At 59.2% G+C, this 24,370-nt stretch carries 17 protein-coding genes; 11 read left to right on the top strand and 6 right to left on the bottom strand.

Annotated elements, in window-relative coordinates; all coding sequences use genetic code 11:
- Positions 1–981: an HlyD family efflux transporter periplasmic adaptor subunit gene (locus V3W27_RS04325; RefSeq protein WP_027612753.1), complete on the top strand. Its 981-nt coding sequence runs from the start codon at positions 1–3 to the stop codon at positions 979–981.
- 58 nt (positions 982–1,039) lie between these two features.
- Here the strand turns inward: V3W27_RS04325 and V3W27_RS04320 are convergent, their stop codons facing one another.
- The 3 genes from V3W27_RS04320 to mexE are packed head-to-tail and all read right to left on the bottom strand — an operon-like array spanning position 1,040 to position 6,918.
- Positions 1,040–2,461, bottom strand: a complete 1,422-nt coding sequence (locus V3W27_RS04320) for an efflux transporter outer membrane subunit (protein ID WP_027612754.1) — start codon at positions 2,459–2,461, stop codon at positions 1,040–1,042.
- Positions 2,461–5,649 carry an efflux RND transporter permease subunit gene (locus V3W27_RS04315; protein ID WP_096796769.1) on the bottom strand — a complete coding sequence of 1,063 codons (3,189 nt, stop codon included), beginning with the start codon at positions 5,647–5,649 and terminating at the stop codon, positions 2,461–2,463. The genes V3W27_RS04320 and V3W27_RS04315 overlap by 1 nt, the downstream gene beginning before the upstream one ends.
- Positions 5,650–5,664: 15 nt before the next feature.
- A complete protein-coding gene (gene mexE, locus V3W27_RS04310; RefSeq protein WP_330206008.1) occupies positions 5,665–6,918 on the bottom strand; it encodes a multidrug efflux RND transporter periplasmic adaptor subunit MexE in 1,254 nt (417 codons plus the stop codon).
- A gap of 399 nt (positions 6,919–7,317) precedes the next feature.
- Between mexE and V3W27_RS04305 the strand changes: the two genes are divergently transcribed.
- Positions 7,318–8,496 (top strand): sugar transporter, encoded by a 1,179-nt coding sequence (locus tag V3W27_RS04305; protein ID WP_330206007.1) that lies wholly within the window; start codon positions 7,318–7,320, stop codon positions 8,494–8,496.
- Between the two features lie 16 nt (positions 8,497–8,512).
- Here V3W27_RS04305 and V3W27_RS04300 read toward each other — a convergent pair whose 3' ends face one another.
- The gene (locus V3W27_RS04300) at positions 8,513–9,442 is read right to left on the bottom strand and encodes a LysR family transcriptional regulator (protein ID WP_330206006.1); all 930 of its coding nucleotides are present in this window, start codon (positions 9,440–9,442) and stop codon (positions 8,513–8,515) included.
- Between the two features lie 269 nt (positions 9,443–9,711).
- On the opposite strand from V3W27_RS04300, the gene V3W27_RS04295 reads away from it, so the two are divergent.
- From V3W27_RS04295 to pgm, 4 genes are all read left to right on the top strand, one after another.
- On the top strand, positions 9,712–10,734 hold the full coding sequence (locus V3W27_RS04295) for a zinc-dependent alcohol dehydrogenase family protein (protein WP_027612770.1): 1,023 nt from the start codon (positions 9,712–9,714) through the stop codon (positions 10,732–10,734).
- Between the two features lie 548 nt (positions 10,735–11,282).
- Positions 11,283–12,752 (top strand): hypothetical protein, encoded by a 1,470-nt coding sequence (locus V3W27_RS04290; protein WP_330206258.1) that lies wholly within the window; start codon positions 11,283–11,285, stop codon positions 12,750–12,752.
- Positions 12,753–12,800: 48 nt separating this feature from the next.
- Positions 12,801–14,201 (top strand): aminotransferase-like domain-containing protein, encoded by a 1,401-nt coding sequence (locus V3W27_RS04285; RefSeq protein ID WP_330206005.1) that lies wholly within the window; start codon positions 12,801–12,803, stop codon positions 14,199–14,201.
- Between the two features lie 96 nt (positions 14,202–14,297).
- Positions 14,298–15,944: a phosphoglucomutase (alpha-D-glucose-1,6-bisphosphate-dependent) gene (pgm, locus tag V3W27_RS04280; protein WP_330206004.1), complete on the top strand. Its 1,647-nt coding sequence runs from the start codon at positions 14,298–14,300 to the stop codon at positions 15,942–15,944.
- A 179-nt stretch (positions 15,945–16,123) separates the two neighbouring features.
- Here the strand turns inward: pgm and V3W27_RS04275 are convergent, their stop codons facing one another.
- A complete protein-coding gene (locus tag V3W27_RS04275) occupies positions 16,124–16,819 on the bottom strand; it encodes a pirin family protein (protein WP_247267431.1) in 696 nt (231 codons plus the stop codon).
- Positions 16,820–17,097: 278 nt separating this feature from the next.
- Here V3W27_RS04275 and V3W27_RS04270 point away from each other — a divergent pair, with 278 nt between their 5' ends.
- Complete coding sequence (locus V3W27_RS04270; RefSeq protein WP_330206003.1) at positions 17,098–19,572, top strand: UvrD-helicase domain-containing protein; 2,475 nt, start codon at positions 17,098–17,100, stop codon at positions 19,570–19,572.
- A 59-nt stretch (positions 19,573–19,631) separates the two neighbouring features.
- Here V3W27_RS04270 and V3W27_RS04265 read toward each other — a convergent pair whose 3' ends face one another.
- Complete coding sequence (locus V3W27_RS04265) at positions 19,632–19,904, bottom strand: DUF1652 domain-containing protein (protein WP_025109621.1); 273 nt, start codon at positions 19,902–19,904, stop codon at positions 19,632–19,634.
- A 263-nt stretch (positions 19,905–20,167) separates the two neighbouring features.
- Here V3W27_RS04265 and V3W27_RS04260 point away from each other — a divergent pair, with 263 nt between their 5' ends.
- The 4 genes from V3W27_RS04260 to V3W27_RS04245 are packed head-to-tail and all read left to right on the top strand — an operon-like array spanning position 20,168 to position 23,960.
- A complete protein-coding gene (locus tag V3W27_RS04260; protein ID WP_330206002.1) occupies positions 20,168–20,983 on the top strand; it encodes a helix-turn-helix domain-containing protein in 816 nt (271 codons plus the stop codon).
- Positions 20,984–21,035: 52 nt separating this feature from the next.
- The gene (locus V3W27_RS04255; RefSeq protein WP_330206001.1) at positions 21,036–22,442 is read left to right on the top strand and encodes an NAD(P)/FAD-dependent oxidoreductase; all 1,407 of its coding nucleotides are present in this window, start codon (positions 21,036–21,038) and stop codon (positions 22,440–22,442) included.
- Positions 22,443–22,473: 31 nt separating this feature from the next.
- Positions 22,474–22,818 carry a cupin domain-containing protein gene (locus V3W27_RS04250; RefSeq protein WP_115989730.1) on the top strand — a complete coding sequence of 115 codons (345 nt, stop codon included), beginning with the start codon at positions 22,474–22,476 and terminating at the stop codon, positions 22,816–22,818.
- Positions 22,819–22,874: 56 nt separating this feature from the next.
- Complete coding sequence (locus V3W27_RS04245) at positions 22,875–23,960, top strand: polyamine ABC transporter substrate-binding protein (protein ID WP_027612779.1); 1,086 nt, start codon at positions 22,875–22,877, stop codon at positions 23,958–23,960.
- The last annotated feature ends 410 nt before the right edge of the window (positions 23,961–24,370 follow it).

The following is a 24,370-nucleotide window of genomic DNA, read 5'->3' as shown; positions in this document are numbered from 1 at the left end:
TTGAAAGTGTTACTCGCTCGAACAACGACATTAGCGGTGGTGTTGCTGGCCATCGTGCTTGGCTGGTTTGCCTGGGAGCATTACACCCGTGCGCCCTGGACGCGGGATGCGCGGGTGAGGGCGGATGTGGTGACGCTATCAGCCGATGTTTCCGGGCGTATCGTCAGCCTCGTGGTGCAGGACAACCAGCATGTCGACAAGGGGCAATTGCTCATGGAGATCGATCCGGCGCGCTATAGCCTGGCAGTCGAGCATGCGCGGCGTTCGGTCGAGGTGGCGAAGGCGACGCTGGGGCAATCACAGGCATCCATCGTCGCCAGTGAAGCGCTGCTCAAACAACGCCAGAGCGAAGAGCGGCGCCGGCGTACGCTCAAGCAGGGTTTTGCAATTTCCGGGGAAGAATGGGAGAAGTCCAATACCGATGTGGCGGTGGCTCAGGCTGATCTGTTGCGCAATCAGGCCAATCTCGGGCTGGCCGAGGCCAATGTGCAATTGGCGATTGCTGCACTGACTCAGGCGGAACTGGACTTGCAGCGTACTCGTGTCGAATCGCCGGTCAGCGGTTACGTCACTAATCTGCTGACCCGACAGGGTGATTACGCGGTTGCGGGTGGTGCACTGCTGGCACTGGTCGACAGCGATTCGTTCTACGTCAGCGGTTACTTTGAAGAGACCAAATTGCCGCGAATCGAGGAGGGGGACCGCGTGCGCGTGCAGTTGATGAGCGGAGAAACCTTTGGTGGCACGGTCCAGAGCATCGCCTTTGCCATCGCCGACCGGGAAAACGCCACGGGTGGCCGACTGCTGGCCAATATCAATCCGAGTTACACCTGGGTGAAGCTGGCGCAGCGGGTGCCGGTGCGCATCGGCATTGATGGTGACTATGCCGGCAAGAATCGATTAAGGGCCGGTACGACAGCCACTGTCACTGTTCTGGAAGCGCAAAACCATCAGGCCAAAAAAAGCCCCGCGACCGAATGATACGCGGGGCAAAAAAATTGGTTGGTTGCGGCCAACCAAAGGAGCTCTTTAACAACTATTACTTACTGGCGACGGTTTCCGGCTGCCAGCCACCACCCAAGGCCTTGTAGATCGCGACGATGCCGCGATACAGATCAACTTCGGCCTGTGCCTGGCTGTCTTCGGCATTCAGGCGTTCGCGCTGAGCATCGAGCAGCACGAGGAAGTCGGTGGTGCCTTCGCGGTAGCGGATTTCCGCCAGATCGGCAGCCTTGCGGCTCGATTCACTCTGACGGATCAGCGAGATCAGCCGTTGCTGACGCTTGCCGTAATCGCTGAAGGCGTTTTCCGATTCTTCCAGCGCCAGCAACACCTGTTGCTCGTAGGTGGCGAGTGCGCCTTCGGCATCGGCATCGGCGCCGCGCAGACGCGCGCGCACGCTGCCCAGATCGAACGCCGCCCAGGTGATGCTCGGGCCGAGTGCCCAGGCGTTGGCCGCCGAGGAGCCGATCTGCGAACCACGCCCGGCCGTCCAGCCGAGGAACCCGCTGAGGCTGACCCGTGGAAACAGATCAGCCTTCGCCACACCGATTCGCGCGGTGGCCGAGGCCAGTTTGCGTTCGGCGCTGAGGATGTCCGGCCGGCGTTGCAGCAGTTCACCCGGATCGCCGATCGGCAGGGCCTTGGCAATCGCCGGCAAGTCTTTCGGGCTCAGATCCACGGTCAGTTTGTCGGGACGTTCACCCAGCAGGGTCGCGATGCGGTTTTTCTGCCGAACCTGTTCCGCCTGCAATTGCGGCACGCTGGCTTCGACCGAGGCCAGACGCGCATCGGCACGTTCGACGTCGAGTTGATCGCCCACGCCGGCGTCACGCAGGCTGATGGTGATCTTGCGCGACTCCTGCTGGTTTTCCAGGTTGGCCACGGCGATCTTCTCGCGCAATTGCGCACCGCGCAGTTGACCGTAGGCGTCCACCAGTTCGGCAATCATGGTGACTTGCAGTTGGTACAGATCGGCTTCGGCCGCCTGCTGGTCTGCGTCGCTGGCTTCCAGATTGCGCTGGATCCGGCCGAACAGATCGAGTTCCCAGGCCATGTCCAGGCCCAGATCGTAGCGTTCGCTGTTGACCCGTTTGGTGGTCTGGCCGGGGATTTGCCCCTTGGCCAGATCACTGCTCGCACGGCTGGTGATGGTCGGCATCGCATCGTTGCTGACGTCGTCGCGGATCGCCCGGGCGGCTTTCCAACGGGCGAACGCCACGCGCAGTTCACGGTTGCCTTGCAGCGATTGCGTCACCAACTGGTTGAGGGTCGGGTCGTCGAATTGCTGCCACCAGATGCCTTCGAATTTTGAACGGTCAAAGTTCTTCTGACCGGCAGCGCCGTCGGTGGCGGTCGTGATGTTGGCCGCCTCCGTCGCCGGGGTCTTGTAGTCAGGGCCGACGGCGCAGGCGCTCAATGCCAGCACCAGCAGACTCGGCAGGAAGACTTTCAGACTCATTATTGCGCCTCCAGTGGCTTTTGAAGAGCTTGCGCCTTGGCCGCTTTGCGGGCTTCGCCACGCTCGACGAAATTACGGATCAACACGTAGAACACTGGCGTCAGCAACAGACCGAAGAAGGTTACCCCGAGCATCCCGGAGAACACCGCCACACCCATCGCGTGACGCATCTCGGCACCGGCACCGCTGGAGAACACCAGTGGCACCACACCCATGATGAACGCGAAGGAGGTCATCAGGATCGGCCGCAGACGCAGACGGCAGGCTTCCAGTACTGCGGCCAGCGGGTCGAGGCCTTCCAGCTGTTTATCCTTGGCGAATTCGACGATCAGAATCGCGTTCTTGCACGCCAGGCCCACCAGTACGATCAGGCCGATCTGGGTGAAGATGTTGTTGTCGCCGCCGGAGACAATCACCCCGGTGATGGCCGACAGCAGGGTCATCGGTACGATCAGGATCACCGCCAGTGGCAGGCTCCAGCTTTCGTACTGCGCCGCGAGCACCAGGAACGCCAGCAATACGCAGAGCGGGAACACGAACAGCGCGGTGTTACCGGACAGAATCTGCTGGTAGGTCAGGTCGGTCCACTCGTAGGTCATGCCGTTCGGCAATTCATCCTTGAGCAGTTTCTCGATGGCTTTTTCGGCCTGGCCGGAGCTGTAGCCGGGGGCTGCCGCACCGTTGATTTCCGCAGTGATGAAGCCGTTGTAGTGCATCACGCGATCCGGACCCGAGGTGTCGCTGACCTTGATGAAGGTCGCCAGCGGGATCATTTCGCCCTTGTTGTTGCGCACTTTCAGTTGACCGATCTGGTCGGATTCGAGGCGGAACTGTTGCTCAGCCTGAACGTTGACCTGATAGGTGCGTCCGAAACGGTTGAAGTCGTTGGCATACAGTGAACCCAGGTAAATCTGCAGGGTGTCGAAGATGTCGCTGACGGCCACGCCGTGGGTCTTGGCTTTTTCGCGGTCGATGGCGGCATCGACCTGGGGTACGTTCACGGTGTAGCTGGTGAACAGCCCCGCAAGCTCAGGCACGCTGTGGCTCTTGGTGATGATGTTCATCGTCTCTTTGTACAGCTCGTCGTAGCCCAGGTTGCCCCGGTCTTCGATTTGCAGACGGAAACCGCCAATGGTGCCCAGACCTTGTACCGGCGGCGGCGGGAAGATCGCCATGTACGCTTCCTGAATGTTCGCGTACTGACCGTTCAAGGCTCCGGCGATTGCACCGGCGGACATGCTCGGGTCCTTACGTTCGTCGAATGGTTTCAGGGTCACGAACACGATGCCGGCGTTCGGGCTGTTGGTGAAGCCGTTGATCGACAGGCCCGGGAACGCTACGGCGCTTTCCACGCCCGGTTGCTTCAGTGCCAGGTCGGACATGCGCTTGATCACGTCTTCGGTGCGATCCAGGCTCGCGGCGTCCGGCAGTTGCGCGAAGGCCACCAGGTATTGCTTGTCCTGGCCAGGTACGAAACCGGTCGGTGTGCTGGAGAAACCGAAGAACGTCAGCACCATCAGGCCTGCATACAACAGCAGGGCGATGCCGCTGCCACGGATGACCCGGCGCACTGTACCGACGTAACCGTGACTGGCCTTTTCAAAGAAGCGGTTGAACGGACGGAACAACCAGCCACCAAAGATCTTGTCGAGCACTTTGGAGAAGCGGTCTTTCGGCGCGTCATGACTTTTCAGCAACACAGCGGCCAGCGCTGGCGACAGGGTCAGCGAGTTGAACGCGGAGATCACTGTGGAGATCGCAATGGTCAACGCAAACTGCTTGTAGAACTGCCCGGTGAGGCCGGAGATGAACGCCGCCGGAACGAACACCGCACACAGCACCAGTGCCGTCGCGATGATCGGGCCGGTCACTTCACCCATGGCCTTTTTGGTCGCATCGAACGGGTTGAGCCCCAGTTCAATATTACGCTCGACGTTCTCCACCACCACGATGGCGTCGTCGACCACGATACCGATCGCCAGTACCAGGCCGAACAGCGACAGGGCGTTGAGCGAGAAGCCGAACAGGTGCATGACTGCAAACGTACCGATCAACGATACCGGCACCGCCACCAATGGAATGATCGAGGCGCGCCAGGTCTGCAGGAACAGGATCACCACCAGCACCACGAGGATCAATGCTTCGAAGAGGGTGTGAACCACCGCCTCGATCGAGCCGCGTACGAAGATCGTCGGGTCATAGACGATGCTGTAGTCCATGCCTTGCGGGAAGCCTTTCTTCAGCTCTTCCATCTTGCCGCGAACTTCGTTCGAGATATCGATGGCGTTGGAGCCTGGACGCTGGAAGATCGGGATCGCTACAGCGGGCTGGTTGTTCAGCAGCGAACGCAGGGCGTACTGGCTGGAACCCAGCTCGACGCGCGCGATGTCCTTCAGACGAGTGATTTCACCGTTATCGCCTGCGCGAATGATGATGTTCTCGAACTCTTCTTCAGTGACCAGACGGCCCTGAGTGTTGACCGACAGCTGGAAGCTCTGGGCATTCGGGGCAGGGGGCGCACCGAGTTGACCGGCAGCGACTTGACGGTTCTGCTCACGAATCGCCGTCACCACGTCAGTGGCGGTCAGATTGCGCGAGGCGGTCTTGTTCGGATCGAGCCAGACCCGCAGCGAGTAGTCGCCCATACCGAACAGCTGCACGTCACCGACGCCGCCCAGACGCGCCAGCTCATCCTTGATGTTGAGGATCGCGTAGTTGGACAGGTAGAGCATGTCGTAACGTTTGTCCGGCGAGGTCAAGTGCACAACCATGGTCAGGTCGGGCGAGGCCTTGTCGACGGTGATACCGATGCGCGTCACTTCTTCGGGAAGTTTCGGCTCGGTCCGGGTCACCCGGTTCTGCACCTGCACCTGCGCGTTGTCCAGGTCGGTGCCCAGAGCGAAGGTGATGGTCAGGGTGATCTTGCCGTCGGCGGTGGACTGCGAGGACATGTACAGCATGTTCTCGACGCCGGTGATGGCTTGCTCCAGCGGAGCGGCCACGGTTTCACCGATGACTTTGGGGTTGGCGCCCGGGAAGTTGGCACGCACCACCACGGTCGGTGGCACGACTTCCGGGTATTCGCTGATCGGCAGCTGGAACAGCGAGATCGCACCGGCGATCAGGATCAACAGCGAGAGCACCGCTGCGAAGATCGGCCGTGAAATGAAGAATTGGGAAAAATTCATCGGAGTTGTCGTCCCTTAACCGCGTGGGGTCGTAGCGGCCAGCTTCACAGCCGTACCCTGTGCACCTTTGGCGGGTGCGACCTTGGGCAGGTTGCTGGCTTCCAGCGCTTGACGTTGTTGAGCCAGAGCGGCAATGGTCTGCTCGCTGGCCATCGGGATCACTTCAGGCGTCACCGGCGAACCCGGACGCACCCGTTGCAGACCCTTGACGATGATCGTGTCGTCCTTGTTCAGACCTGTGCGCACAATGCGCAGGCCTTCGATTTTCGGCCCCAGTTCGACAGCGCGGTAAGCGGTCTTGTTGTCCGCATCCATCACCAGAACGAACTTCTTGCCCAGATCGGTACCGACCGCTTCGTCGTTGATCAGCATGGCGTTGTAGGTGCCGCTGCCGACCAGTTTCAGACGTGCATACAGGCCAGGGGTGTAGGTGCCGTCGCTGTTGTCGAACACCGCACGACCACGGATGGTGCCGGTTTTCGGGTTGACCTGGTTGTCGACGAAGTTCATCTGACCGAGGTGCGGATTGCCGTCCTCGTTGGACAGGCCCATGTACACCGGGGTGGTGGCGCCACGTTGGCCGTTACGGGCGAGTTGGGTGTATTTGAGGAACACACGCTCGTCGGCGTCGAAGTAGGCGTAGACCTTGTCGGTGGAGACCACGCTAGTCAGCGGGGTGGTGTCGGCAGTCACCAGGTTACCGGCGGTGATCTCGGCACGGCTGACGCGACCGCTGATGGGCGCGGTGACGCGGGTGAAGCTCAGGTTCAGCTTGGCCAGGTCCAGTTGCGCCTGCAGGGCGCCGACGGCGGCGCGGGCTTCCTGGGCGGCGCTGGTGCGCGAGTCGGCCAGCTCAGCGGAAATCGCGTTGCTCGCACGCAGACGTTCGCCACGACCGGCTTCGTTTTCACTGCGGGTGGCGTTGGCACGGGCCTGGGCTACCAGGGCTTCGAGGCGGCGAACCTCAGCCTGGAAAGGACGCGGATCGATCTGGAACAGCAGGTCACCTTTCTTGACCAGTGCGCCTTCGGTGAAGGCGACGTCGTCGATCTGGCCGGAGACTCGCGGACGGATTTCAACGGTTTCCGGCGCTTCGAGGCGCCCGGTGAATTCGTCCCACTCGTTGACCGGTTGTTCCAGCACCTTGGCCACGCTGACTTTAGCAGCGGGCATAGTGGCGGCAGTCTCCGGAGTCTTGCCGCAAGCGCTCATCACCAGCACGGCCAACATGGCCAAGGGAAAGCGCAAATGTTTGAGTGACTGTTCCATGGAATCATCCGCCAATGTATTGAAGATGGGCGGATGATGCTCGGCAGGCTGTGATGGCACGAATCGAATGAAGCAAAGGTAACTATCATTCGGAATGATATAAGACCGATTCGAGCCCTCTAGCATGCACCTTTCGTTAGGGTGCTATCAATTGGTTTGATGACAAATGTTTGTTGCGGAGCGGGCAAGAATCCGCAAGCGCCGAATCAGCGGGAGTGGAAAATGGACTCACCATGCCGATAAATGGCCGCACAGAACGGTTCATGTGGCTTGTCCATCTGATCCAGCGTCCCCCTGAACGTCGACACATTCGGCAATCGGTGGACAAGAAGCCGACAAATGGGCACAGATCGCTTGCGCACAAACACGCACGATCATCAAAGAGTAAAACGACTTTTAATGAGTGATTCTACGGCGACAAACAACGGCAACTGGTACGCAGTGATTGCCCTGGCACTGGCGGCTTTTGTGTTCAACACCACCGAATTTGTCCCGGTCGGCCTGTTGAGTTCGATCGGCAGCAGCTTCGACATGTCGACCGCACAGGTTGGTTTGATGTTGACCATTTATGCGTGGGTGGTGTCTTTGACGTCGCTGCCGATCATGCTGCTGACGCGCAACGTCGAGCGGCGGAAATTGCTGATTGTGCTGTTCGGGATGTTTATCGCCAGTCACATTCTGTCGAGTCTGGCGACCAGCTTCGGGGTGCTGCTGGTGAGCCGGATCGGTGTGGCGTTGTCGCATGCATTGTTCTGGTCGATTACCGCGTCTTTGGCCGTGCGCCTGGCACCCCCGGGCAAACAGGTTCAAGCCCTCGGTCTGCTCGCAACCGGTACGTCGCTGGCAATGGTGCTGGGCATTCCCCTTGGCCGCTTGCTGGGCGAGGCCATGGGCTGGCGCACGACCTTTCTCGTGATCGCAGGCTTTGCGGCAGCGCTGGTGTTCTGTCTGGCGAAGGTGCTGCCGCTGTTGCCCAGCCAGAACTCGGGCTCGCTCAAGAGTCTGCCGATATTGCTCAAGCGACCGGCGCTGGTGGCCGTCTATGTCCTGACGGCGCTGGTGGTGACGGCACAGTTCACCGCCTACAGCTACATCGAGCCGTTCGTACTGACCGTGGCCAACATGAGCGGTGATGTGGTGACGCTGCTGCTGTTGTTATTCGGTGGCGCTGGCATTTTCGGCTCGCTGCTGTTCAGCTACCTGCACAGCTATAACCCGCAGCGCTTTCTGATCATCTGCGTATCGGTGCTCGCCTTGTGCCTGACGTTGCTGTTGCCGTTGAGCGGCAACGTCTCCTACCTCGGCGTGCTGAGCGTGTTCTGGGGTATGGCGATCATGGGCTTCGGGCTGGCGTTACAGTCGAAAGTCCTGGTGCTGGCTCCGGACGCCACCGACGTGGCGATGGCGTTGTTTTCCGGGATCTACAACATCGGTATCGGCGGCGGGGCACTGGTGGGGAGCTGGGTCGGCAGCCAGTTTGGTTTTGCTTACATCGGGGTGGTGGGGGGGATGCTGGCGGCGGCAGCGCTGTCGTTTTACTGCCTGTCGATTTATCGCAACAGCCGGGCCGGGATTTGAATGTTTGGCTGCCTGCTTAATGTGCAGGCAGCTCGAGACTGTCCGGATCGCCAAAGAACATTTGAATCCGCGACCGCAACCAACGCTCCCCCGGATCGTTATCCTGCGACCCACGCCACGCCATATGCAGTTCGAACGTGCGCGTCGGCAACGGTGGATCCTCCGCCCGCACACCGCCGGCAGCCGTCAGCGCATCCGCGGTGTAGTCCGGCACGGTCGCAACAATGTCAGTGCCGGCAAGCAACGTACTCAAGCCATTGAACTGCGGCACGGCCAGCACCACGTGGCGCTTGCGCCCGAGTTTCTCCAGCTCTTCATCAATAAAGCCACTGAGGTCGCCGGCGAACGACACGAGAGCGTGCGGGCGTGCGCAGTAATCATCCAGGCTTAGCGGCCCCGGCACGGTGTCGGCGCGCAGCAGTTTCGGCTGGCTGCGGCGCAGCACCTTGCGCTTGGCGTTGGCCGGCAGGTCGGTGGTGTAGCTGACGCCGATGGAGATTTCGCCGGAGGCCAGCATGCCCGGCATCAATATGTAGTTGACTCGGCGCACGACGAGGACGATGCCCGGTGCTTCGGCGCGCAGGCGTTTGAGCAGCATCGGCAGCAGGGCGAATTCGACGTCGTCGGACAGGCCAATGCGAAATACCGAAGTGCTGGTGGCGGGGTCGAATTCCGCCGCGCGGCTGACAGCCGTTGAAATCGAGTCGAGCGCCGGGGAGAGCAGGGCGAAGATTTCCACCGCGCGGGCGGACGGTTCCATGCTGCGTCCGGTGCGCACGAACAACGGGTCATCGAACAGGCTGCGCAGGCGCGAGAGCGCCGCACTGATCGCCGGCTGGCCTAGAAACAGCTTCTCGGCGGCGCGGGTCACGCTGCGTTCGTGCATCAATGTTTCGAATACGATCAACAGGTTCAGGTCGACACGACGCAGGTCATTACGATTCATCTGGAGTCCTGGCAGAGTCATCAAGCTTGACGAGAGCGACCATATGAGAACAATGGCCGGCATGAATATTACGGGGAAAGGCTGGTACTCTGCACCGCTAAATTCAGCTTTACCGGGCCGGTGGCGGCATTTTTTCATCAATTTTGCCAATGCCGTTCATACTGCGGAATCAATGGCAGGCATGTCGACTATTAATAGCCACTGATAGTCTTGGGTCAAAAGCCCAGATAGAGTTCAGGGCATTAGAGGTTACTTTGACGAGGTTTGCGATGTCCCGCACGATCCGTTTTCACAAGTTTGGTCCGGCCGAGGTGCTCAAATGCGAAGAGCATGCGGCCGCTCAGCCAGGTCCTGGCGAAGTGCAGGTGCGTGTCGAGGCGATCGGCATCAGCTGGTACGACATTCTCTGGCGTCAGAATCTGGCCTCGTCCCAGGCACGCCTGCCGTCCGGTCTCGGCCATGAAATGGCCGGTGTGGTCACCGCCGTCGGTGACGGTGTGGACGATCTGTCGGTCGGCGACAAGGTAGCCAGTTTCCCGGCCGAAAGCCCGAACGATTACCCGGTGTATGGCGAGCAGATCGTGCTGCCACGTACCGCGCTGACCCGTTATCCGGATGTGCTCAGCCCGGTTGAGGCCAGCGTGCATTACACGCCGTTGTTGATCGCTTACTTCGCCTACGCCGATCTGGCGCGGGTCAAACCAGGGCAGTTTGCCTTGGTCACTGATGCCAGCCATTGCGCCGGTCCGTCCTTTGTCCAGTTGGGCAAGGCCATGGGCGTGCGGGTGATTGCCGCGACGAAAACCGCTGATGAGCGTGAGTACCTGCTGTCGCTGGGTGCCGAGAAAGTCATCGTCACCGAGGAAGAAGACTTGTTGATGCGAATCAACAAGATCACCGACAACCGTGGTGTCGATGTGGTGTTCGACGGTCTGGGCGGCCCGCAGATGTCATTGCTCGGCGATGTCCTCGCACCGCGTGGCAGCCTGGTCCTGTATGGTCTGCAGGGTGGCAACCAGACACCATTTCCGGCCTGTGCGGCGTTCCAGAAAAACATCCAGTTCTTTGTGCACTGCATCGGTAATTTCACCGGTAAACCCGAGTTGGGCATTGTTCAGGATCAAGTCGCCTTGCAACGTGCCCTGCGTGATATCAATCAGTTGACGGCCGACCGTGTGCTGCTGCCGCTCAAGACCCGGGTCTTCCCGTTCAACGAGTTCGTCGAAGCACATCGCTACATGGACGAATGCCCATGCCGCGAACGGGTCGCCCTGCAGGTCGAACCCGCTTAACTCCCTCCGAACAGAGTCCGTGGCCCCACGGACTCTTGCGTTTTTACCTCTCGCAAATAATCAGACAGACCAAGCATGGTGCGTGGCCGGTTGTGCATCTGAACCGGTTTTTGTCTGCCATCTGTATCTTCTATTCGCCATATAAGCCCTGATAATTGAATGATTACTTTCATCTCAAGGAATGAGCCATGTCTGTGCATTCTGTTTTTCATTTCGCGTTTAACGTTTCCCCTCGTGGGCGATATAGCGGTTTTTGTTTAATGACTGTAGGGCATTTCCTATTGTTGTTCTGCTTTTGTTGTGCTCAATGTTCGTGGGACGCTGTAAGAAGTTTCCTCAGATATTTTCTGATCAGAAAAAACTCAATGCTGACGGGGGTTTACGTTGTCTGAGGCGGTGGGATTGCTGACTTCCTTGCGTCAAGTGTTTCAAATAACTTCAAAATCATAAGTGTTAGTATTTGATCGTCTATTACTTATTGATGAATTTATTGCGCCAGCGTCATCGCTGATGCGCGATATGAATTTTTTATGCCGGGTAAAGTACTGATGAGCACGATCCATGATCAGGCAATGAACTATGTCTACCAGCAAGTATTGCAACGCCTGCTGAGTTTCTTTTCCAGAGCCGAGCGCACAGCGCTGCAGTTGCTGATCCAGCGTCTGGTGGTCGCCGCCGGCGGAATGGAGCGCATGGGTGAATACAAGGTCATGGTGACGCCATCCGGTACCCGTGACAGTTGCTACATGCTGGCGCTGCTGCGCGCCGCCCAGTTGAGTATTGCCGGCCGCGCCCCCGCCACGTTCCAGTTACGTGTGGCCACCTTGCGCCGCAGCGAATCGGGGACGGCGGCGCTGAACAACATGCACCGCAGCTTCGCTGCCTTGTTTCTGTATGACGACCCCCGTGTCGAGTTGCTCATGGTGGAACATCGACAAGTGTTGCCGTTCAACCATCTGGCGCCACTCGGAATGGACAGCGCGGACGCCCATCGCACCAATCTGCTGATGATGGGGCATCGACGTGCCAGGGGCGAGAAGCTTGAGTGGCGGGACGACGCCTGCCTGGCCTGGGCCGAATTTTACGGCCAGATTGCTCGCTGGAGTAACGGCGTGGATGCCTGGCTGGCCAGCGAATCGCCGCGTCGTCAGAAGCAGTTTGTCGAAGACCTGGACCGGGCCGTGCAGAAGGCCGGTATCGGGGCGCTGAAGCCGAATTCCGGGACGTTCGATGAGCTGTTCGCTTTGCTGGACGGATTGGGAGGGGATTTGTATCGCGGTTTTTACTCCGAATCGGAGCGGCAATGCTGGCGTCCCGAGGGTGGCTTCGAGTCATGTCGTCGCACGACATTTGTCGACATTCATGACATGGCGGTCGGCAATCTTGAAGAACGCTGGCCGCTACTGAGCGAGTTTCTGGGGTTCGAGGCAGAGGGATGGGTGTTTCACCAGGGTGAGGGCGAATACGCCGACCCTTTGATCGAGGCCCATTTACGCGGCCTGGAAGCCGAGTTCCTCAGCGATCGCAGCTATGAAGCGGGGTTCTCTGAACATGTCCAGCGCATGCTGGCGAACATGCAGCTGCAGCGGGTGCCGGAACCGGTCTGCGAGCAGATGATCGCAAGATTGGGGCAACGGCAGACCACGGAAGAACTGCGCGAAGCCGCGGCGAGCTGGCTGCACCAGACTTACGGTCTGAACGAAGCACAATGGGTCTGCCTGCTGTTCACGCCGTTCATCGAGCGTGGAGCCGGGCTCGAGCGGTTCCTGCGCAGCTGTCATCCCGGCATGTTGGTGGCGCTGCCTGATTTGCATCGGGCCATGCAGGGGCTGCACGGCCCGGAGCAGGTAATGCAGTGGATGATGGACGTCAGCGGTTTACCGGTTCGGCTCATCGGCCACCTCTACGCCATGGAACCCTTGCCTGCGCACGGTGCGGCCCGGCAAACACTGGAGACCGCACTCGACGCAGCAGGCCTCGATGGCGCCGGCGTGGGTGACCGGTCAGTGGAACGATGAAGTGAGCGAGCGATCCTTGGGCGCACCAACGGTTATGGTGTCCGCCTCATGAAGGCTGCACGGGAATCCGGTTTCGCCTACCAGGCAGTCTATCGATACCTGATGCGCTTGATGGCCGAGTCGGCTGGCGATGGCAATTCAAGGCTGCCATCGCTACGTCAGTTGGCAGATCGCTTGAACGTGTCGATCTCGACCATTCAATACGCTTACTCGTTGCTCGAAAAGGAAGGGCGGATCTATTCGGTGGCCAAGTCCGGGTATTACGCCAGGGCGGTTTCGGGGGGGACGCCACCTGCCATGAGCAATGATCTGCTCGAAACGCTCTATGTCAACGCGCGGCACCCGGGTATGCGTTTGTTGAATGCTGATGATCCGGTTTCGCTGCAATCACTGGACAGTCCATTGCTGTTGTTGGAGCGTGAGCTGCTGCGCCAGTATCCCCGCCAGCCGCCGTTGCTCGACCAGCCTTGTGGTGAACTGGAATTACGCGCCGTCCTGGCGGCCCGCTATACCACCTCGCCAAAGCAGTGCTGGCACGCCGAGGATGTTTACATCGGCGCGGATATGCGCGGGGTGCTGGAGATCCTGGTGGCCGTTCTGCAGCTCAGGCACACAACCATTCTGGTCGAGTCGCCCTGTGACTGGGTGATACTGCGGTTGCTGCAGGCGGCTGAGGTGCGTGTAATCGAACTGCCGTTGCAGGCTTGTGGCGGGCTGGAGCTGCAGCGGCTGGAAACACTGCTCAAGACCGAAGACGTGCGGCTGATTCTGCTGTCCTCAGGCCTGTGCATGCCGCGCGGTACACAGGTTCCAGCGGATAACCGCAACGCGATCGCCGGCCTGCTTGGCGAGCACGGTACCTGGGTGCTGGAAAACGACTGCTACGGTGAACTGGGCGAGGTAACGGGCGTCGAGCGTCTGCGTGATCAGCTGGATCCTGACCGACTGCTGGTCTTCTCCACGTTCGAGAAATTCATCGGTATCGAAGCGCCATACGGGTACGTGTTGACGCGCCAATGGAAGCACGAAATGCAGCGGCATTTTCTGATGCGCTCGTTCCGGTTGTCGCCCGTTCGCCAGAAAGCCATTGCCCGGCTGTATGGAAACGGTCGGGTCGACCAGCATCTGTACGTACTTCGCCGGCGCCTAAAGGAACGTCGTACGCCGATGATCGACTTGTTGCGCGAACGTCTGGGCGAAGCGCTGCAGGTTGTCGAGCCACAAGGTGGGGCGACGGTCTGGGTGCGGGCACGGCGGCCGGTGGATATGCGCGATGTGTTTCAGCGCCTGCTCAGGCAACAGGTGTTGATTGCGCCGGGCGAACTGTTCAGCTTGCAGGGATTGCACCGTCGGCATCTGCGCCTGAACCTGATGGATCACGGAGAGAGCGGCTTGGGCGGAGCGCTCGAGAGGTTGGGAGAGGCGTTGCGCTTGGCGCCGCTGGAATGAACGTTGAAATCTGTCGGATAGATCCCGTCGCGCTGCGGTCGAACTGTCAGTAAACTGCGCTGTATTTCCTGAACCACTCTATTTCAGAGGTTTTGCATGACTATCAGTCCTTTTGCGGGCAAACCGGCACCAGCAGAATTGTTGGTCGACATCCCGCGACTGGTAACGGCTTATTACACCGGCCAACCGGACGCTTCGATTGCCACCCAGCGTGTTGCATTCGGTACTTCCGGGCACCGCGGCAGCTCCTTCGACCTGAGTTTCAATGAGTGGCACGTTCTGGCGATCAGCCAGGCGATCTGCCTGTACCGCGAAGCCCAGGGCATCGACGGCCCGTTGTTCGTCGGTATCGACACTCACGCGCTGTCGACCCCGGCCGGGGCCAGTGCGCTGGAAGTGCTGGCGGCCAACGGCGTGACCGTGATGATCGCCGAAGGTGACGAATACACGCCGACACCTGCGGTTTCGCATGCAATTCTCTGCTACAACCGTGGCCGCACCTCGGGCCTGGCCGATGGCATTGTGATTACGCCGTCGCACAACCCGCCACAAAGCGGGGGTTACAAATACAACCCTACCAACGGCGGCCCGGCCGATACCCACATCACCAAGTGGATCGAAGCCAAGGCCAACGAACTGCTGGCCAACAAGCTGGCAGGCGTCAAACGCATCAGCTACGAGCAGGCGCTCAAGGCCAGCACCACCCACCGTCATGACTTTCTGAACACTTACGTCGCAGACCTGATCAATGTGATCGACTTCGATGCCATCCGTGACGCCAAGCTGCGTCTGGGTGTAGACCCATTGGGCGGAGCAGGGGTGCGCTACTGGTCGGCGATTGCCGAGCGTTACCGTCTTGATCTGGATGTGGTGAACAAGCAGGTTGATCCGACTTTCCGCTTCATGACGGTCGACTGGGATGGACAGATCCGTATGGACCCGTCGTCCAGCCATGCCATGCAAGGTTTGATCGGTCTCAAGGAGCGTTACGACGTGGCCTTCGCCTGCGACCCAGATCACGATCGCCATGGCATCGTCACCCCGTCGGGTGGTCTGCTGGCACCGAACAACTATCTGGCGGTGTCCATCGATTACCTGTTTCAGAACCGTCCGCAATGGCGCGCCGACGCCGCCGTAGGTAAAACCGTGGTCAGCAGTGGCCTGATCGATCGTGTGGCCAAGCGTCTGGGACGTCGTCTGTACGAAGTGCCGGTCGGTTTCAAATGGTTTGCCGATGGCCTGTTCGATGGTTTGCTGGGTTTTGGTGGCGAGGAGAGTGCTGGCGCTTCGTTCCTGCGCAAGGATGGCGGCGTCTGGAGCACCGACAAGGACGGTCTGATTCCGGCGTTGTTGGCGGCGGAAATGACTGCTCGTACCGGGCGTGATCCAAGCCAGGCTTATCGCGCACTGACCGATGAGCTGGGCGAGCCGTTCTCGGTGCGCGTAGACGCCAAGGCCAACCCTGAGCAGAAAGCGTTGTTGAGCAAACTGTCGCCGGAGCAAGTAACGTCGACCGAACTGGCAGGCGAGAAGATTCAGAGCATTCTCAGCCATGCGCCGGGCAACGATCAGGCCATTGGTGGTCTGAAGGTGATGACCGAAAACGGCTGGTTCGCCGCGCGTCCTTCGGGCACCGAAGACATCTACAAGATCTACGCCGAAAGCTTCATTGGCGACGACCACCTCAAGCAACTGGTGGCCGAAGCGCAAACCCTGGTGGATGGTGCTATTTCTACGAAATAGTAGTAAATACCAAAAAAACTGTGGCGAGGGAGCTTGCTCCCGCTCGGCTGCAAAGCAGTCGCAAAACAGGGCCGCTTCGCGCCCCGGCGGGAGCAAGCTCCCTCGCCACAAGGTTGGCAGCCGTTAAATCCTGTGTAAAAAGGGTGACCCAATTGGTCACCCTTTTTCATACCCGCAATCTAAGCCAGATCCACCAACACGATTTCGCTGTCTTCCAGCGCCGTTACCGTGAGCACCGACTCATGCTCGACGGCAACACCGTCCCGAGCTTTCGCGCGCAAGCCATTGACTTCAATCACGCCGGTGGCGGGCACCAGGTAGGCTCGACGTCCCGCCTCCAGCTGATATTCAGCAGTTTCGCCAGCCTTGAGGTTGGCCGCGACCAAGCGCGCATCGGCGCGAATTCGCAGGCTCTGGTCGTCGCCATCCTTGCCGCTGGCCAGGGTCACGAAGCCTTCTCGCTGGCCTTTGGGGAACGGTTTGGCACCCCACGATGGCGGCGCGCCAGTTTCCGTCGGCAGAATCCAGATCTGGAAGATTCGGGTCTCCTTGTCTTCAAGGTTGTACTCGCTGTGTGCGATGCCGGTACCGGCACTCATGACCTGCACGTCGCCTGCTTCAGTACGGCCCTTGTTGCCAAGGTTGTCCTGGTGGGTAATCGCGCCTTCACGCACGTAAGTGATGATTTCCATGTCGCGGTGCGGGTGCAGTGGAAATCCGGTGCCGGCGGCGATCACGTCATCGTTCCACACCCGCAGATTGCCCCAGTTCATGCGTTGCGGGTCGTAGTATTCGGCGAACGAAAAGTGGTGATGGGCATCCAACCAGCCGTGGTGAGCGCCGCCCAGTGTATTGAAAGGTCTGAGTTCAAGCATGATCGTCTCCTCAAAAGGTTCGTCATGGGGCGTAACGCCAAAGCCACGAAGCGAGACCGTCGGTTATGACGGGCATCATCCATGAGGCAACCATCGAGAAAAAGCGTAAAAAGTGCGGTATTCTCATCGAATCCGTTGATGAGAATCTGGCTCGAAACGATCTCATCCAACTTTCAGTTCATCGCCTAAACCAATGAGCTGTAAGCATTTCGCTAGAACTCATGAGCAAATAAAGCCACCATAGCCCCCAACAGCCTCACACACTGGAGCCCCTCAGCGTGGCGCAACACACTCCCGATCTTCCTCCCGAACTTCGCCCACTGGCCGAGATGCCATGGTTCAAGCGTCTGGCCGCACGTTTCTTCGGCCATGGCCTGACACGCTTGCGCGCTCAACACCGTGCGTCGTGGCTGCACGGCCAGGCGGACGGTTTTCGCAGCGGACACACCGCTGGCGTGGAGTACGGCTTCAAGGAGGGGAAACTCGAAGGCCTGGAAGAAGGCCGGCAGGTGCTGTTGATTCGTGACAGTCGCAGCACCGAGCATCGTCCGCCGAGCGTCGATAATCATCTGTTCGACGACTGGCGTCTGCCGCTCAGCGCCGAGCTGAAGAAGCGCATGAAAGCCGATGTGGCGCGCCTGCTGCCCGCGCATGCCCAGCCAAGCCTCGCTCAATGGAAGATGATTTTCAGTGACACTCCTTCGACCTCGGTGATCGCCGGGGCCGGGGCAGGCAAGTCGACTACGCTGGTGCTGCGGATCCTGTTGCTTACGCATTATCTGGGCTTTGAGCTGGATTCGATGACCGTGGTGACCTTCACCCGTGAGTCGCGCAAGGATTTCATCAATAAGCTGATCGAGATATTCGCGCTCTGGGGCCAGTCGTTAAGCCTGAAACAGGCACGGGAGCTGGTGCGCACCTTTCACTCACGCATTCTGCCAATGGTTCGCAGCTTGCCGGGGTTCGAGCGCTTACAGGCTTTTGAAAATCTCAGCAATCGCGCGCAAGGCGCTGACGAGGAGGTCGACAGCAACCCGTTCGATCTGCGAATCAATGATGCCCAGCGCCAGCAGCTCAACGCCTGCTACCACCGGTTATTCAATCAGGACCAACGTTTCCGCCAGTTGATTCAACCACTGGCCAAGGCTGCCTTGCAGCTCAAGGAGCTTGAGCGCGATCACCCGGACGTGCAAAAGCGCATGGCGGTGACCGAGCTGGCGGCCAAACGCGACGAAGAACTGTGCGATGCCATCGAAGACCTGTGGTTTCGCGCCGGTGCCTGGCCGATCAAGGGCATTGAGCCCAGCCGGCAGACGTTCGAGATCAACGGTTCGACCTTTCACTGCCACGGCTACATTCCCAGCCTCGATGCCTGGGTAGTGCTCGGCTTCGATCCCCGGGAAAACCCGCAAATCTGCCGCCCCAACGCCAAGCTTAGCGTGCGTGCTGAATGGGCTGTGAAGCGCACCCTGTTTCAAGCTTTCTGTCATAAACCATTGATTTGGCTGGATAGCTATGAAATGTCAAAGCGGGTTCTGTCGACGTTGGCTGGCGATGCGAGCGCGGGTCCGGGGTTCGATTACAAGGTCAAAGGTGAACTGGTTTCGGCGCCGTTACTGGACTGTTTTGTTGCGGCGGCCGGCTTTATCGAAAACCTTGGGCTGGATGTGCCGGATGCCGTCGGCCGCATGAGCTTTGCCAAGGACGACCCGGATCGATTCTTCTTCGAGGCGCTGAGCCTGTTCTGGCGCGCCCTGGAAGATCATCTGCTCGATCAGAAGCCTCCGGTGATGACCTACAACCGAATGTTTGCGCTGTTCAGCGAGCATTCCCCAGAGAACCTCAAGCTGCTCAGCGATGAGCTGCTGCGGCCCATGTCGCACTTGATGATCGACGAATTTCAGGACGTATCGCCGCAGGTCGTCTCGTGGATCCGTGCCAGCCTCGCGGAAATCCGCAGTCGCGGCCCGGCCATGCATGTCGGGCGGGGTGCGCAGCGTTCTTCGTTGCTCTGCGTAGGCGATGACTGGCAGTCGATCTACGGTTGGCGCGGCAGTTCGCCCAGTTACTTCATGGAGTTCAACAAGGAATTCCCGTCACCGAGCACCACGCGGGTGATGCTCAGCGACAACTATCGCAGCCATCAGCACATCATCGATGCTGCCGAACACATCGTTCGTGCCGCGCCGGCAATCCCCGGCAAGAAGGCCAAGGCCAGCGGTGCGCCCAAGCCTGCGCAGCCGGTCAACGTGCTAGAGCGTGATGACCAGGCCATGGGGCAGCGCTTGGCCGAACATTACAATCGTGGCGATTCGATCTTGATGCTCTATCGAAAAAGCAGCGATAAGTTATTGATAGAGCAGCATATTCAGCCTGTAGTTAATGTTGATTCGAGCTTGCCGTACGAAGCGCGACGGCTGAAACAGCTGACTTACCACAGCGCCAAGGGGCTGCAGGCTGATGCGGTGTTCCTGCTCGGTGACTGCCAGCACCTGACCAGTTCGCCCTACAAGAACCAGGTGTATCGCATGGCCGGCTTGGGCAAGGCTGGCGACAGTGAGCCTTATGACACGGCGCAGAAGGACGAGATCCTGCGTCTGGCCTACGTTGGTATCACCCGGGCGGTCAGCCATTGCTACTGGTACGTCGAGCCGCAGGATACCCAGGCGGTGAACATGCCAAGGGCGTCCGATCGGGTTGCCCAAGGCAAGGCATTCTTCGTCGATCACCGGAAACAGCCGCAAAACGCGTAGCACGCAAGCACAAAAAAAGCCCGCCTGAATTGGCGGGCTTTTTTATATAAAACAATAGTTTATGCGTAACTCTTGAGAGACTCCGGAGGAATGAAAGCCTCCAGTTCGTCTTCCACAGCCTCAATGATGCGCTCGACATCGGCCGCGTTCATCACCGTCGCACAAGGAATACCGGCGATGGCGATCATGGTTTCACCGCTGGCACGATCAAACAGACGGGCAATCATGCTGCCCGGCGCATCCATCGTTGCCTCAAAACCCATGGGATGAAAGTGCCAACGCATCAGTTGGCACGCATTGGGAAACGTGACTTTACTGGAGCCTTTATTCATGTGTTGCCCGCCTTCTTCATCGAGCGCTTCCTTTTGCTCATGTTAGGTGGGAAGAGCCTTCATTGGCTCAACCGGTCAGTGACGTTAAAAGTAGCACCCGTATGTGAATTTTCCGTGAGATTTTTCAGTTCATTTTGCGATTGCTGCGCGTTTTTTGATGTAAGTCACGTCGGGATCAGTCATCGCCAAATGGCCACTACGGTTTGCTCGTTGATCGTTTTGTCGAACTTGGGCAAGCTAAATTCTTTTGCGCCGAGCCCTTTATGCACGCCGACGATGACGGCCCAGAACAGACCCCGGCCACGGCCGCCACGGTCATGCGTTACCACCTGAGCTGGAAGCACCGCGATCTGGACAGCGTCATGGCGCTGTATCACCCGGACGTCCAATACAACGATTTTTTCCAGAACCGGGTCCTCGGTCTCGACGAGTTGCGCGAGTACGTGCGCGTGAGCATGCCGCGAGAATCCGACGAAGCGCTCGAACATTGCGACCGGATCCGCGTGGATGGCAACACCGCGTTCATTCAGTACGAAGTGACCCTGCGCGGCGGTGACGGGCTGGTGTCGTTCCGTTCCAGTGAAGCGCTCACGGTCAAGGACGGCTTGATCTGGCGGGTCAACGAATACGCCTCGCTGGTCCGCACGCAAACCAACGGCGCTGTCGCACCCAGTCAGCGCCCGGCGGTCAGTCGCTTGGGGCTGTCGCCGCGCCAGATCAGTTTCATGGCCGAGGATCTGCAGCAATATTTCGAACGCCAGCAACCGTATCTGGATCCGGAACTGGATCTGCAACGGGTGGCGAAGGAGTGCGGCTACAGCCGCAACCAGATTTCCTACCTGCTCAATCAGGTGCTCGGCCAAAGCTTTTACCGCTACGTCAATCAGGCACGCTTGCAGCACTTGCTCAAGTCACTGGATCAGGCCACGCCGCCGCTGCGTATCGATGAGCTGGCGTTTGCTGCCGGTTTCAACTCGCTGTCAGCGTTTTACAGTTGTTTTCGCCAGCACACCGGCCAGTCGCCGAAGGCCTACGCCAAACAAATTTCTTTGCGGGCACGCGCGCAAGACAGTGATTGAAGTCACGCACTAGGATCGACGCCATCGAAGGTTTTCAGTGACGGAGTCTTGCATGCCGGCGTGGCGCACTATCAGTTTGTGGATGGATCAACTCGACGAGCCGTTGATTGCGCGGCCGGCGCTGGAACAGAATCTGGATGTCGACGTGGCGATCATCGGCGCCGGTTATACCGGGTTGTGGACCGCGTACTACCTGAAAAAGCTCGCCCCCGGTCTCGATATCGCCATCGTCGAGGCGCAAACCGCCGGTTTCGGCGCGTCCGGGCGCAATGGCGGCTGGCTGATGGGTAACCTGCTGGGCGAGGATCGACTGCTCGCCGGTCTCTCTCCAGAACAACGTCGCGCATCGTTTGATCTGCTGCACAGCATTCCGGATGAAGTGGAAGTTGTCCTCGAACGTGAGGGCATCCACTGCGATTACCGTAAAGGCGGGGTGCTGTACTGCGCCGCTCGTTACCCGGAGCAGGAAGCCAGTCTGCGCGAATACCTCGACAAACTGCACGCCCAAGGCCTGACCGACAACGATTACCGCTGGCTGAACCCCGAGCAACTGGCGCAACAGATTCGTGTGGCGAAACCCTACGGCGGCATTTATGCGCCGCACGTGGCGACCATTCACCCGGCGAAACTGGTGCGCGGTCTGGCGCGTACCGTGCAGAGCATGGGCGTGAAGATCTACGAAAACAGCCCGGTCACGCACTGGCAGTCCGGCAGCTTGCGCACGGCCAGGGCCAGTGTGCGCAGTCGCTGGATTGTGCCGGCGGTCGAAGGCTATTCGGTCACGCTCCCACCGCTGGGTCGCTATCAGTTGCCGGTGCAGAGTCTGATTGTTGCCACCGAGCCGTTGTCGGCAGCGACCTGGGATGAAATCGGCCTCAACCGTGGCCAGGCTTTCAGTGAGTTCAGCCGTCAGGTCACTTATGGCCAGCGCAGCGCCGATAACCGCCTGATCTTCGGCGCCCGCGGCGGTTATCAGTTCGCCGGCAAACTGCGCCATAACTTCGATCTGACCCGTGATGAAGTCGAGCTGCGGCGCTATCTGTTCGGCGAGCTGTTTCCGCAGTTGAAAAACGTGCAGATCACCCACGCCTGGGGCGGCAACCTCGGCATGTCCCGGCATTTCAAGCCGCACATGCTCTGCGATCGCGCCAATGGCATTGCGCTGTCCGGCGGTTATGGCGGGGAGGGTGTGGGTGCCAGCAATCTCGGCGGCCGCACCCTGGCCGATCTGATTCTTGAGCGCGATACCGAACTGGTGCATCAGCCGTGGGTGCTGCCGGACGGCGGGATTCATGCGCTACGCGCCTGGGAGCCGGAGCCGTGCCGCTGGCTTGGCTACAACGCGATCATCAAAAGTTTCGTCCACGAAGACCAGACCCTGGCCAACCCGGCCAGCGCCCCGTGGCGGCGCAAGCTGGCCAGTCAGGTCGCGGGCTTCATGGAAGGTTTCATGCACTAACCGCCGTTTTCTTCACAAGACAGGTCTCACCATGAGCATTACGCAGTTCAAGAACACCGCCAGCCTGCAACTGGACGAATCCAGCCCGGTGGCCGTGCCACTCGGCGAGCCGGTCGCCATTGCCTCGACCACCAGCGTCGAGCGCGATGACGGCGTTGAAACCGGCGTCTGGGAATGCACCCCGGGGCGCTGGCGCCGGCAGATCACCGCACAGGAGTTCTGCCACTTCATCTCCGGCCGTTGCACGTTCACCCCGGACGACGGCGGCGAAACCCTGCACATACAAGGTGGCGACGCACTGATGTTGCCGGCCAATACGCTCGGCATCTGGGATATCCAGGAGACCGTGCGCAAGAGCTACGTCCTTATTTTCTGATTGTTTGATCCTTTGATTGCCTGCCAACAAAAATAGCCACTACAGGAATCGACCCCATGATCCAGAAAACCCTCGCTCTGGCGCCGCTGCTGCTGGCCGCCTCCATTAGTCATGCCGCCGAAACGGTGAAGATTTACAACTGGTCGGACTACATCGCGCCGGACACCACGAAAAATTTCCAGAAAGATACCGGCATCGGCGTCACCTATGACGTCTACGACAGCAACGAAACCCTCGACGGCAAGTTGATGACCGGCAAATCCGGTTATGACGTGGTGTTCCCGTCCAACCACTTCATGGCGCGGCAGATCCAGGGCGGGGCGCTGAAGAAGCTCGACAAGAGCCAGTTGCCGAACTGGAAAAACCTCAACCCGGTGTTGCTCAAGGCCTTGCAGGTCAACGACCCGAACAACGAGCACGGCTTTCCGTATCTGTGGGGCAGCACCGGCATCGGCTACAACGTCGCCAAGGTCAAGGCGGTGCTGGGTGATAACGCGCCAGTGGATTCCTGGGATCTGATCTTCAAGCCCGAATACATGGAAAAACTGCAGAAGTGCGGCGTGGCGATCCTCGATAACGGCCCGGAATTGCTGCCGGCAGCCCTCAATTACCTGGGCTTGCCGCCCCACAGCAAGAACCCCGAGGACTACAAGAAAGCCGAAGCATTGCTGATGAAAGTGCGGCCGTATGTCAGCTACTTCCATTCCTCGAAGTACACCAGCGACCTGGCCAATGGCGATATCTGCGTGGCGGTCGGTTTCTCCGGTGACATCTTGCAGGCGGAAAACCGCGCCAAGGAAGCGAAGAACGGCATCGACATCGGTTACGCGATTCCCAAGGAAGGCGCCGCCATCTGGTTCGACATGGTCGCCATGCCCGCCGATGCGCCGGACGAGAAGGCCGGTTACGCGTTCATGAACTATTTGCTGCGTCCGGATGTGATGGCCGGCATCAGCAATTACGTGCACTACGCCAATGGCAACCAGCAGGCCGACAGCCTGATCGATCCGGCAATCAAGGGTGACACCAAGGTGTATCCGAGCCCGGAGATGATGGGCAAGCTGTTTGCGCTGGAGGCAATGCCGCTGAACATTGACCGGATCCGCACACGGGTGTGGAACAAGATTCGAACGGGTAGTTGATTCACTTCATTCCTGTGGGAGCGGGCTTGCTCGCGAATGCGTCCGTTCAGTCAGCAATTATGTTGATTGATAAGCCGCATTCGCGAGCAAGCCCGCTCCCACAATGTGTTTTCAGCGCAGCATTTTATTTGATATCAATACACTGGCATTGCACTAGTAGAGTGCAGGAAAGTGAGACGCGTCTAACAAAAAACAACTTACTAATATTTAATATTTAAATAGAAAATCGTCAGACAATTGGGCGTGGTGATGCCCGGTAAAACAATCTTTCGACCCCGCAGGCTTTGTTTTCGGCAGTTTTACGCAACAGTTCAATTTGATCTCAAAAAAACGCTAGACGACAGATTTCAAATTGTGTCAGGTTTCTTACGCCTTCATTGGGCGAGTGATAGGACGATCTCGCCAGGGAT

Origin of the sequence: Pseudomonas sp. AM14(2022) (assembly GCF_036346455.1) — a bacterium.
GTDB lineage: Bacteria > Pseudomonadota > Gammaproteobacteria > Pseudomonadales > Pseudomonadaceae > Aquipseudomonas > Aquipseudomonas putida_A.
The sequence above is the reverse complement of the archived record's forward strand: the minus strand, read 5'-3'. Positions and strand labels throughout refer to the sequence as shown.

Coding starts and splice junctions, on each gene's coding strand:
- V3W27_RS04320 (WP_027612754.1), bottom strand. CDS start 2,461: ATGAGTCTGAAAGTCTTCCTGCCGAGTCTGCTGGTGCTGGCATTGAGC.
- V3W27_RS04315 (WP_096796769.1), bottom strand. CDS start 5,649: ATGAATTTTTCCCAATTCTTCATTTCACGGCCGATCTTCGCAGCGGTG.
- mexE (WP_330206008.1), bottom strand. CDS start 6,918: ATGGAACAGTCACTCAAACATTTGCGCTTTCCCTTGGCCATGTTGGCC.
- V3W27_RS04305 (WP_330206007.1), top strand. CDS start 7,318: ATGAGTGATTCTACGGCGACAAACAACGGCAACTGGTACGCAGTGATT.
- V3W27_RS04300 (WP_330206006.1), bottom strand. CDS start 9,442: ATGAATCGTAATGACCTGCGTCGTGTCGACCTGAACCTGTTGATCGTA.
- V3W27_RS04295 (WP_027612770.1), top strand. CDS start 9,712: ATGTCCCGCACGATCCGTTTTCACAAGTTTGGTCCGGCCGAGGTGCTC.
- V3W27_RS04290 (WP_330206258.1), top strand. CDS start 11,283: ATGAGCACGATCCATGATCAGGCAATGAACTATGTCTACCAGCAAGTA.
- V3W27_RS04285 (WP_330206005.1), top strand. CDS start 12,801: ATGAAGGCTGCACGGGAATCCGGTTTCGCCTACCAGGCAGTCTATCGA.
- pgm (WP_330206004.1), top strand. CDS start 14,298: ATGACTATCAGTCCTTTTGCGGGCAAACCGGCACCAGCAGAATTGTTG.
- V3W27_RS04275 (WP_247267431.1), bottom strand. CDS start 16,819: ATGCTTGAACTCAGACCTTTCAATACACTGGGCGGCGCTCACCACGGC.
- V3W27_RS04265 (WP_025109621.1), bottom strand. CDS start 19,904: ATGAATAAAGGCTCCAGTAAAGTCACGTTTCCCAATGCGTGCCAACTG.
- V3W27_RS04260 (WP_330206002.1), top strand. CDS start 20,168: ATGCACGCCGACGATGACGGCCCAGAACAGACCCCGGCCACGGCCGCC.
- V3W27_RS04255 (WP_330206001.1), top strand. CDS start 21,036: ATGCCGGCGTGGCGCACTATCAGTTTGTGGATGGATCAACTCGACGAG.
- V3W27_RS04250 (WP_115989730.1), top strand. CDS start 22,474: ATGAGCATTACGCAGTTCAAGAACACCGCCAGCCTGCAACTGGACGAA.
- V3W27_RS04245 (WP_027612779.1), top strand. CDS start 22,875: ATGATCCAGAAAACCCTCGCTCTGGCGCCGCTGCTGCTGGCCGCCTCC.